This is a genomic window from Shigella sp. FC1661 (genome assembly GCF_001712525.1).
In the GTDB taxonomy this organism is placed as follows: domain Bacteria; phylum Pseudomonadota; class Gammaproteobacteria; order Enterobacterales; family Enterobacteriaceae; genus Escherichia; species Escherichia coli.
This window is the reverse complement of the sequence record NZ_MDGW01000045.1, coordinates 1-10,759: the sequence shown is the minus strand read 5'-3', so window position 1 is coordinate 10,759 and position 10,759 is coordinate 1. Positions and strand designations below refer to the sequence as shown.

Annotated in this window: 10 protein-coding genes and 1 pseudogene; 9 read left to right on the top strand and 2 right to left on the bottom strand. The window is 51.8% G+C overall.

From position 1 onward, the window contains the following. Positions 1-179 (top strand): IS1 family transposase (locus BFF42_RS03705; protein WP_000663719.1); only part of this gene is annotated, 179 nt, incomplete at its 5' end. On the opposite strand, the pseudogene elaD reads toward BFF42_RS03705, so the two are convergent. Beyond that, positions 114-1,332 (bottom strand): annotated as a pseudogene (gene elaD, locus BFF42_RS03700) (deubiquitinase ElaD). The gene BFF42_RS03705 and the pseudogene elaD overlap by 66 nt on opposite strands. Positions 1,333-1,519: 187 nt before the next feature. Beyond that, complete coding sequence (rbn, locus tag BFF42_RS03695) at positions 1,520-2,437, bottom strand: ribonuclease BN (protein ID WP_001424321.1); 918 nt, start codon at positions 2,435-2,437, stop codon at positions 1,520-1,522. Between the two features lie 64 nt (positions 2,438-2,501). Here rbn and BFF42_RS03690 point away from each other — a divergent pair, with 64 nt between their 5' ends. The 8 genes from BFF42_RS03690 to menE all read left to right on the top strand — a co-directional run bounded on the left by BFF42_RS03690 (position 2,502) and on the right by menE (position 10,397). After that, positions 2,502-2,963, top strand: coding sequence for a GNAT family N-acetyltransferase (locus BFF42_RS03690; RefSeq protein ID WP_000574095.1), 462 nt, complete (start codon positions 2,502-2,504; stop codon positions 2,961-2,963). A gap of 54 nt (positions 2,964-3,017) precedes the next feature. Next, positions 3,018-3,323, top strand: a complete 306-nt coding sequence (gene elaB / locus BFF42_RS03685) for a stress response protein ElaB (RefSeq protein ID WP_000070624.1) — start codon at positions 3,018-3,020, stop codon at positions 3,321-3,323. A 78-nt stretch (positions 3,324-3,401) separates the two neighbouring features. Beyond that, positions 3,402-4,697 (top strand): isochorismate synthase MenF, encoded by a 1,296-nt coding sequence (menF, locus tag BFF42_RS03680; protein ID WP_001191394.1) that lies wholly within the window; start codon positions 3,402-3,404, stop codon positions 4,695-4,697. Positions 4,698-4,785: 88 nt separating this feature from the next. Continuing rightward, positions 4,786-6,456 (top strand): 2-succinyl-5-enolpyruvyl-6-hydroxy-3-cyclohexene-1-carboxylic-acid synthase, encoded by a 1,671-nt coding sequence (gene menD / locus BFF42_RS03675; RefSeq protein ID WP_012421328.1) that lies wholly within the window; start codon positions 4,786-4,788, stop codon positions 6,454-6,456. Then, positions 6,453-7,211 carry a 2-succinyl-6-hydroxy-2,4-cyclohexadiene-1-carboxylate synthase gene (menH, locus tag BFF42_RS03670; RefSeq protein ID WP_039060310.1) on the top strand — a complete coding sequence of 253 codons (759 nt, stop codon included), beginning with the start codon at positions 6,453-6,455 and terminating at the stop codon, positions 7,209-7,211. The genes menD and menH overlap by 4 nt, the downstream gene beginning before the upstream one ends. Before the next feature lie 14 nt (positions 7,212-7,225). Next, on the top strand, positions 7,226-8,083 hold the full coding sequence (gene menB, locus BFF42_RS03665; RefSeq protein ID WP_000640002.1) for a 1,4-dihydroxy-2-naphthoyl-CoA synthase: 858 nt from the start codon (positions 7,226-7,228) through the stop codon (positions 8,081-8,083). Beyond that, on the top strand, positions 8,083-9,045 hold the full coding sequence (gene menC / locus BFF42_RS03660; protein ID WP_001255610.1) for an o-succinylbenzoate synthase: 963 nt from the start codon (positions 8,083-8,085) through the stop codon (positions 9,043-9,045). Before menB ends, menC begins: the two co-directional genes overlap by 1 nt. Beyond that, on the top strand, positions 9,042-10,397 hold the full coding sequence (gene menE, locus BFF42_RS03655; protein WP_000577613.1) for an o-succinylbenzoate--CoA ligase: 1,356 nt from the start codon (positions 9,042-9,044) through the stop codon (positions 10,395-10,397). Before menC ends, menE begins: the two co-directional genes overlap by 4 nt. The last annotated feature ends 362 nt before the right edge of the window (positions 10,398-10,759 follow it).

Below are 10,759 nucleotides of genomic sequence, written 5' to 3'. Positions count from 1 at the left end.
GCCTGAAGGGAAAGCTGCACGTTATCAGCAAGCGTTACACTCAGCGCATTGAGCGACATAATCTGAATCTGAGACAACATCTGGCAAGGCTGGGACGGAAGTCACTGTCGTTCTCAAAATCGGTGGAGCTGCATGACAAGGTCATCGGGCATTATCTGAACATAAAACACTATCAGTAAGTTGGAGTCATTACCTGCATCGCCATATTTATCTAAATAACAATTCCTGTTTACCAGTCGATGTTGAAAATCAATTTTGCACTGCTCTTCTGCTGAATATTTTTTAAATCTGTCAGCATAGTTTTTTAATAACGTATAGGGGGCGCTGTCAGAATTGCTTTCCCTTTGTTCAATCACTTCCTGGGCTGCCATGCACACAAACGCACCGCAACTTTGGCTTAAGTATTGCTGAAGATCGGCATGTAAAAATATTATCTCTGGTTCATTTAAATGAACTTTTATATTATTATTCGACATTTCTCCCATGAGTTCAGAATTAAAACTATTAATGACACGCTTAAGTGAATTTTCTTTATCATGGCCTAGTGCACGCAATGAGTTGAATATGACACATTTTATTTGTAGTTTATTATTTTTTTATTTACTATTTTCTGTAGCGAAACTAATATCCAGTGTCCGCCAGTATTTATGGGGAATAACTGGACTTCATTCGGCCATGATGGATCGCTCTTAATATTTTCATTGAGAGCGTCTTCCAGGTGAGTTCTGGTGGAGTAGGGGACGTAGAGACCAGTAGGATAATTGACTTGAGTATTTTTTGCATTAGCGGCGATCTTCTGAAGATAGCAAGCTATTTCATCTGTGGTTAATTGACGATTTTTATCCCAGAAGTTTGTACCATCACTCAGTTCATTATTCTCATCATTTAAAAGCACCTTTGAAAGCGACTGTTTTTCAGATATAAGAGGAATTTCATCACCGATAATTGTCATTAATTTCGAAGGGGAGAATAGCTTTTTGAATAGGAGAACATCTGAATTATCCGGACCAGTTGGTTTAAGGTGGGAGTTGGTTGCGGTATGTGCCAAATTATATAATTTTAAACAGGCATTTTTAATAAGTCGGATAATCGATAGGGTCTCATTTGTTGGGTTTCTAACAATATGGTAAAGAATATCTTCAGCTTTTTTTCCAAATTCATCATAACCTAACGCAATATTATGCAGTAACTCAATACTTTCTTCATCTCCGGATAACGCTGTTTTTTTAAAGACTGCAGTAATTCCTCGGTCCCAGTAAATTTTTCTGCAAATGTCTGACTGAGTTGGGTTTGAGATAATTGACAATAATTGCTGACAACTGTAACCATCATGGGCTCCTTTTAGTTGCAAAGGTTGTGCTGAATGAAGATAAAAAGAGGCAACTTATTGCTCTGAATATAGTGCGTAAGGAGATGAATAAATATCAAAAATCGCTCAATATGCCCGTGTGGGTGGATATATGTAGCGCGGGTTGCGATAACAGGGCAAGTTTCGCCCTGTTTTTAATAATAAGCAGAGTTAAACGTTAAACACGGTGAAATCATTCGCTAGTTCAGTCGCCGGGAAAATTGACCTGCATTCACGTAACAGGTGCTGACAACCTTTGTCATCATAGCGCGAGCTGACGTGGGTAATGATTAGCTTACCGACTCCAGCCTCACGGGCTAGTGTCGCAGCCTGGCGTGTAGAGCTATGGCCGCGACTATTGGCTTTGGCTTCCATGGTTATATCCAGCGTCGCTTCGTGCACCATGACATCGACACCTTTAGCCAGGTCAAGTGCGGCATCGCAGGGGCCGGTATCGCCGAAAATAGCGAGCGCTTTACCTGGCACTGGAGCAGCTAAGTAATCTGCGCCGTTAATCTGCCTTCCATCTTCCAGCATGATTGTTTTGCCCGCTTTTAATTCCTGAAACAGTGGGCCAGGCGGCACGCCAGCAGCTTTTAATGCCTGGGCATTTAATGCACCCGGTTTATCATGTTCTTCAATACGATAGCCATAACATTCCAGTGGGTGTTCCAGCGGATAAGCGGTTACTTTGCGCAGGCCATCATCGAGAATTTCGCCAGCGCCAATTTCGACAATTTCCAGCGGATAATCGGTCCATGAGCCGCTAATCCGCAGCGCGGTTTCCACAAATTCACGGATACCTTGCGGACCATAAATCGTTAAGGGTTGGATAATGCCTGACATAGAACGACTGCACAGCAAGCCGGGTAAACCAAAAAGATGATCGCCATGAAGGTGACTGATAAAAATCTTGTCCAGTTTTCCAGGGTTAAAGGCGGTATGCAGTAGCTGATGCTGGGTGCCTTCACCGCAGTCAAACAACCAAAGTCCGCTCTGGGTCGGATGTTGCAGGTTAAGCAATATTGCCGTGACATTGCGCGTGCGGGTTGGCACACCGGCTGAAGTACCTAAAAAAATTAATTCCATGAGTTCATCACGTTTCAAAAAATATTCCGGCTAGTATAAGGCATACATCTAAAAGGAGAGCATTATGATTGAATGGCAAGATCTGCATCACTCTGAATTATCGGTTTCCCAGCTTTATGCCTTATTACAACTGCGTTGCGCGGTGTTTGTTGTCGAGCAGAATTGCCCTTATCAGGATATCGATGGTGATGATTTGACGGGGAATAATCGCCATATTCTCGGTTGGAAAAATGATGAACTGGTGGCATATGCGAGGATTCTGAAAAGTGATGATGATCTTGAGCCGGTCGTTATTGGTCGGGTGATTGTCAGTGAAGCGTTGCGTGGCGAAAAAGTGGGGCAGCAACTGATGAGTAAAACCCTCGACACCTGCACGCATCACTGGCCTGATAAGCCTGTTTACCTCGGGGCGCAGGCGCATCTGCAAAACTTCTACCAGAGTTTCGGTTTTATCCCTGTGACGGAGGTCTATGAAGAAGATGGTATCCCACACATTGGGATGGCACGCGAGGTAATTCAGGCGTAATCAACAACCCTTGTCTATAGTTAGTGACAGGTTTTACGCAAATGGAGAACGAGAATGTCTAATCAGTTTGGTGATACACGTATCGATGACGACCTGACGCTGCTTAGTGAAACACTGGAAGAGGTGCTCCGCTCCTCTGGCGATCCCGCTGATCAGAAATATGTTGAGCTGAAAGCGCGTGCAGAAAAAGCGCTGGATGATGTGAAAAAACGGGTTAGCCAGGTTTCAGACAGTTATTACTATCGGGCGAAGCAGGCTGTTTATCGTGCTGATGACTACGTCCACGAAAAACCTTGGCAAGGAATTGGTGTGGGCGCGGCCGTTGGGCTGGTACTAGGACTGTTGCTGGCACGCCGTTAAAACCTCCCTACACCGGGGTACTGCATTTTTTTTGTAGTACCCCGTATAATGTGAGGCTTTTAACAGGGAGAGGTCCGCGTGCAATCACTTACTACGGCGCTGGAAAATCTACTGCGCCATTTGTCGCAAGAGATTCCGGCGACACCCGGCATTCGGGTTATCGATATTCCTTTCCCTCTCAAAGACGCTTTTGATGCCTTGAGCTGGCTGGCCAGTCAGCAAACGTACCCGCAATTCTACTGGCAACAACGTAATGGTGATGAAGAAGCTGCCGTCCTGGGCGCGATTACCCGTTTTACGTCGTTGGACCAGGCACAACGTTTTCTTCGCCAGCACCCGGAACACGCCGACTTACGCATTTGGGGGCTGAATGCTTTTGACCCGTCGCAGGGCAATTTACTTTTACCCCGCTTGGAATGGCGACGCTGTGGCGGTAAAGCCACGCTGCGGCTGACGCTATTCAGCGAAAGCTCCCTTCAGCACGATGCGATTCAGGCAAAAGAATTTATCGCCACACTGGTGAGTATCAAGCCCTTGCCTGGGTTACATTTAACCACCACGCGAGAACAACACTGGCCGGACAAAACGGGCTGGACGCAATTAATCGAACTGGCAACGAAAACCATCGCCGAAGGTGAGCTCGACAAAGTGGTGCTCGCTCGGGCAACTGACCTGCATTTCGCAAGTCCGGTCAACGCGGCGGCGATGATGGCTGCCAGTCGTCGACTGAATCTGAATTGCTACCATTTTTACATGGCCTTTGATGGCGAAAATGCTTTTCTTGGCTCTTCACCGGAACGGTTATGGCGGCGGCGTGACAAAGCGCTGCGTACTGAAGCGCTGGCGGGAACAGTAGCAAATCATCCTGATGATAAGCAGGCGCAGCAGTTAGAAGAGTGGCTGATGGCGGATGATAAAAACCAGCGCGAGAACATGCTGGTGGTGGAAGATATCTGCCAACGATTACAGGCCGATACCCAGACGCTGGATGTTTTACCGCCGCAGGTACTGCGTCTGCGTAAAGTGCAGCATCTTCGCCGCTGTATCTGGACTTCACTCAACAAAGCGGATGATGTGATCTGTTTACATCAGTTGCAGCCAACGGCAGCAGTTGCTGGCTTACCGCGCGATCTGGCGCGACAGTTTATCGCCCGTCACGAACCGTTCACCCGAGAATGGTACGCCGGTTCTGCGGGCTATCTCTCATTACAACAAAGCGAATTCTGCGTTTCCCTGCGCTCAGCAAAAATTAGCGGCAATGTCGTGCGATTATATGCTGGCGCGGGCATTGTCCGTGGTTCCGACCCCGAGCAAGAGTGGCAGGAAATCGACAACAAAGCGGCAGGGTTGCGTACTTTATTACAAATGGAATAGTAATGAGTCGCATCATTACCGATTCATATCAATAATCTATTTTTGTAGCTCCTTATACTTAGCCGCAATATTGATACCGGACAAACTCATGTCAGTAAGCGCATTTAACCGACGCTGGGCGGCGGTCATTCTGGAAGCATTAACGCGTCACGGCGTCAGACACATCTGTATCGCCCCAGGCTCGCGTTCTACACCGTTAACGTTAGCGGCGGCGGAGAATTCCGCATTCATTCACCACACCCATTTCGATGAGCGTGGGTTGGGGCATCTGGCGCTGGGGCTGGCGAAAGTCAGCAAGCAGCCGGTGGCGGTGATTGTGACCTCCGGCACGGCGGTGGCAAATCTCTATCCGGCACTGATTGAAGCCGGGTTAACCGGAGAAAAACTGATTCTCTTAACCGCCGATCGCCCGCCGGAGCTAATTGACTGCGGCGCGAATCAGGCAATTCGCCAGCCGGGAATGTTCGCCTCTCACCCCACGCACAGTATTTCATTGCCGCGCCCGACCCAGGATATCCCCGCACGTTGGCTGGTTTCTACCATCGACCACGCTCTCGGTACGCTTCATGCGGGGGGAGTCCATATCAACTGCCCGTTTGCTGAACCGCTGTATGGCGAAATGGACGATACCGGGCTTAGCTGGCAACAGCGTCTGGGTGACTGGTGGCAGGACGACAAACCGTGGCTGCGTGAAGCGCCTAGTCTGGAAAGTGAAAAACAGCGCGACTGGTTCTTCTGGCGACAAAAGCGCGGCGTGGTGGTTGCCGGGCGCATGAGTGCGGAAGAGGGCAAAAAAGTTGCCCTGTGGGCGCAAACTCTTGGCTGGCCGCTGATTGGCGATGTGCTGTCACAAACCGGGCAGCCGCTGCCGTGTGCCGATCTTTGGTTAGGCAATGCCAAAGCGACCAGCGAGCTGCAGCAGGCGCAAATTGTGGTGCAACTGGGAAGCAGCCTGACGGGCAAACGGCTCCTGCAATGGCAGGCAAGCTGTGAACCCGAAGAGTACTGGATTGTGGATGACATCGAAGGGCGGCTTGATCCGGCGCACCATCGTGGACGCCGCTTAATTGCCAATATTGCCGACTGGCTGGAGCTGCATCCGGCAGAAAAACGCCAGCCCTGGTGCGTTGAAATCCCGCGCCTGGCGGAACAGGCAATGCAGGCGGTTATTGCCCGTCGCGATGCGTTTGGCGAAGCGCAACTGGCGCATCGCATCAGCGACTATCTGCCTGAACAGGGGCAATTGTTTGTCGGTAACAGCCTGGTGGTACGTCTGATTGATGCGCTTTCGCAACTTCCGGCAGGTTACCCGGTGTACAGCAACCGAGGGGCCAGCGGTATCGACGGACTGCTTTCGACCGCCGCAGGCGTTCAGCGGGCAAGCGGCAAACCGACGCTGGCGATTGTGGGCGATCTCTCCGCACTTTACGATCTCAACGCGCTGGCGTTATTGCGTCAGGTTTCTGCGCCGCTGGTATTAATTGTGGTGAACAACAACGGCGGGCAAATTTTCTCGCTGTTGCCAACGCCGCAAAGCGAGCGTGAGCGTTTCTATCTGATGCCGCAAAACGTCCATTTTGAGCACGCCGCCGCGATGTTCGAGCTGAAATATCATCGTCCGCAAAACTGGCAGGAACTTGAAACGGCATTTGCCGACGCCTGGCGCACGCCAACCACCACGGTGATTGAAATGGTGGTTAACGACACCGATGGTGCGCAAACGCTCCAGCAACTTCAGGCGCAGGTAAGCCATTTATGATCCTGCACGCGCAGGCAAAACACGGAAAACCAGGTTTACCCTGGCTGGTGTTTTTGCACGGTTTTTCCGGCGATTGCCACGAATGGCAAGAAGTGGGCGAGGCGTTTGCCGACTACTCACGGTTGTATGTTGATCTCCCAGGTCATGGTGGTTCGGCGGCGATTAGCGTCGATGGATTTGATGATGTCACCGACTTACTGCGTAAAACCTTGGTTAGTTACAACATCCTTGACTTCTGGCTGGTGGGGTACTCGCTTGGCGGACGGGGGGCGATGATGGCGGCTTGCCAGGGGCTGGCGGGGCTTTGTGGGGTTATTGTCGAAGGCGGGCATCCGGGGCTGCAAAATGCTGAACAACGTGCGGAACGTCAGCGTTCCGATCGCCAATGGGCGCAGCATTTTCGCACAGAACCGTTAACGGCGGTATTTGCCGACTGGTATCAACAGCCTGTTTTTGCCTCGCTCAATGACGATCAACGCCGGGAGCTGGTGGCGCTGCGCAGCAACAATAATGGCGCAACCCTTGCCGCCATGCTGGAGGCGACTTCTCTCGCCGTCCAGCCTGATTTACGTGCTAACCTTAGCGCCCGCACATTTGCGTTTTATTATTTATGTGGTGAACGTGACAGCAAATTCCGCGCCCTGGCGGCGGAACTGGCTGCCGACTGCCATGTCATTCCTCGCGCCGGACATAACGCGCATCGGGAAAATCCCGCTGGCGTAATCGCAAGTCTGGCGCAGATCTTGCGTTTCTGACTAAAGGACACAATATGATTTATCCTGATGAAGCAATGCTTTACGCACCGGTTGAATGGCACGACTGCTCCGAAGGTTTCGAGGACATTCGTTATGAAAAATCCACCGATGGTATCGCAAAAATCACCATTAATCGTCCGCAGGTGCGCAATGCCTTCCGTCCTCTGACGGTAAAAGAGATGATCCAGGCACTGGCAGATGCGCGTTATGACGACAACGTCGGCGTGATCATTCTGACTGGCGCAGGTGATAAAGCGTTCTGCTCCGGCGGTGACCAGAAAGTGCGTGGTGATTACGGCGGCTATAAAGATGATTCCGGCGTACATCACCTGAACGTGCTGGACTTCCAGCGTCAGATCCGTACCTGTCCGAAACCGGTTGTCGCGATGGTGGCTGGCTACTCCATCGGCGGCGGTCACGTTCTGCACATGATGTGCGACCTGACTATCGCGGCAGATAATGCCATCTTCGGTCAGACTGGCCCGAAAGTCGGTTCCTTCGACGGCGGCTGGGGCGCTTCCTACATGGCTCGCATCGTCGGACAGAAAAAAGCGCGGGAAATCTGGTTCCTGTGCCGTCAGTACGACGCGAAACAGGCGCTGGATATGGGCCTTGTCAACACCGTGGTACCGCTGGCGGATCTGGAAAAAGAAACCGTTCGCTGGTGCCGCGAAATGCTGCAAAACAGTCCGATGGCGCTGCGCTGCCTGAAAGCTGCACTGAACGCCGACTGTGACGGGCAGGCGGGGCTGCAGGAGCTGGCGGGCAACGCCACCATGCTGTTCTACATGACGGAAGAAGGTCAGGAAGGTCGCAACGCTTTCAACCAGAAACGTCAGCCTGATTTCAGCAAATTTAAACGGAATCCGTAATGCGTAGCGCGCAGGTATACCGCTGGCAGATCCCCATGGACGCGGGGGTGGTTCTGCGCGACAGGCGGTTAAAAACCCGCGACGGGCTGTACGTTTGCCTGCGTGAGGGCGAGCGCGAAGGGTGGGGGGAGATCTCCCCACTGCCGGGCTTCAGCCAGGAAACCTGGGAAGAGGCGCAAAGCGTGCTGCTTGCCTGGGTAAATAACTGGCTGGCAGGCGATTGCGAGCTACCGCAGATGCCTTCCGTTGCCTTTGGCGTAAGCTGTGCATTGGCGGAGCTGGCAGATACGCTCCCGCAGGCGGCCAATTACCGTGCGGCACCACTGTGTAATGGCGATCCTGACGATCTGATCCTCAAACTTGCTGATATGCCAGGCGAGAAAGTGGCGAAGGTCAAAGTGGGATTGTACGAAGCCGTGCGCGACGGCATGGTGGTTAATCTGTTGCTGGAGGCAATTCCGGATCTGCATTTGCGTCTTGACGCAAATCGCGCCTGGACACCGCTGAAAGGTCAGCAGTTTGCCAAATATGTTAACCCGGATTATCGCCACCGCATCGCGTTTCTCGAAGAGCCGTGCAAAACCCGCGATGATTCGCGAGCGTTTGCCCGTGAAACAGGCATTGCCATTGCCTGGGATGAAAGCCTGCGCGAGCCGGATTTTGCCTTTGTGGCTGAAGAGGGCGTGCGCGCGGTAGTTATCAAACCCACGCTCACGGGCAGTCTGGAAAAAGTACGCGAGCAGGTACAGGCGGCGCACGCGTTGAGGCTGACGGCGGTGATCAGTTCTTCTATTGAGTCGAGCTTAGGCTTAACGCAACTGGCGCGGATTGCCGCCTGGTTAACGCCGGACACCATTCCAGGGCTGGACACGCTGGATCTGATGCAGGCGCAGCAGGTACGTCGCTGGCCGGGTAGCACGCTGCCTGTCGTGGAAGTTGATGCACTGGAGCGGTTGTTATGATCTTCTCTGACTGGCCGTGGCGTCACTGGCGGCAAGTGCGGGGAGAAGCCATCGCCTTACGTCTTAATGACGAGCAACTCAACTGGCGCGAGCTTTGTGCTCGCGTCGATGAGTTAGCTACGGGCTTTGCGGCGCAGGGTGTGGTTGAGGGCAGCGGCGTGATGTTGCGGGCGTGGAATACGCCGCAAACGCTGCTCGCCTGGCTGGCGTTACTGCAATGCGGGGCGCGGGTGCTGCCCGTAAATCCACAGCTTCCGCAACCGTTGCTTGAGGAATTACTGCCAAATCTTACACTGCAATATGCGCTGGTGCTGGAAGGAGAAAATACTTTCCCGGCGTTAACTTCACTGCATATTCAGATGGTTGAAGGCACACATTCAGCTCTGTGGCAACCAACACGTCTTTGTTCAATGACATTGACCTCCGGCTCCACCGGTTTACCGAAAGCCGCTGTCCATACTTATCAGGCCCATCTTGCCAGTGCGCAAGGTGTGTTATCGCTGATTCCGTTTGGCGATCACGATGACTGGTTGCTCTCTTTACCGCTGTTTCACGTCTCCGGTCAGGGAATTATGTGGCGCTGGTTATACGCTGGTGCGCGGATGACGGTGCGTGATAAACAGCCATTGGAGCAAATGCTGGCAGGCTGTACTCACGCTTCACTGGTGCCAACACAACTCTGGCGTTTGCTGGTTAACCGCAGTTCCGTTTCCCTGAAAGCGGTGTTACTTGGCGGCGCGGCTATCCCGGTCGAGTTGACGGAACAGGCGCGCGAGCAGGGGATTCGTTGCTTTTGCGGCTATGGTCTGACCGAGTTTGCCTCCACGGTATGTGCGAAAGAAGCCGACGGCCTGGCAGACGTTGGTTCGCCGCTGCCGGGTCGGGAAGTGAAAATCGTTAATAATGAAGTGTGGCTGCGGGCTGCCAGTATGGCAGAAGGTTACTGGCGTAACGGGCAACTGGTTTCACTGGTTAATGACGAAGGCTGGTACGCTACGCGCGATCGCGGTGAGATGCATAATGGCAAGCTGACCATTGTCGGACGTTTAGACAATCTGTTATTCAGTGGCGGTGAGGGTATTCAGCCGGAAGAAGTCGAGCGTGTTATTGCTGCACATCCTGCGGTTTTGCAGGTGTTTATCGTTCCCGTTGCCGACAAGGAGTTTGGTCATCGGCCGGTAGCGGTGGTGGAGTATGACCAGCAAACCGTTGATCTTGGCGAATGGGTGAAAGATAAGCTGGCTCGTTTTCAACAACCGGTGCGCTGGCTGACTTTACCGCCGGAGCTGAAAAACGGCGGTATTAAAATTTCACGTCAGGCGCTAAAAGAGTGGGTGCAACGTCAGCAATAATTAACCCTCCGTTTCACTTCTCATTTCTGCCATTCCATTGCCGTTGATAAAGAGTTTATCTGTTAATCTGTAAATTGATGTGAAAACTCTTAGCAAACAGGATAATGCAATGGAATGGCTGGTCAAAAAATCGTGCTGCAATAAACGTAAGCGTGCAGCAAGAACCGTCTGGTCAGAATCTGACGAATTAGACAAAGTGGTGTCCACCAAATAAGTAGTGGGAACCAAAGTGTCAGATATGCAGAAAAATGTGAATCCCGGCAGGCGAAAAGGCTGCCCTAATTATCCTCCCGAATTTAAACAGCAGCTCGTTGCTGCCTCCTGTGAACCCGGGATATCCATCTCAAAACTTGCTCTTGAAA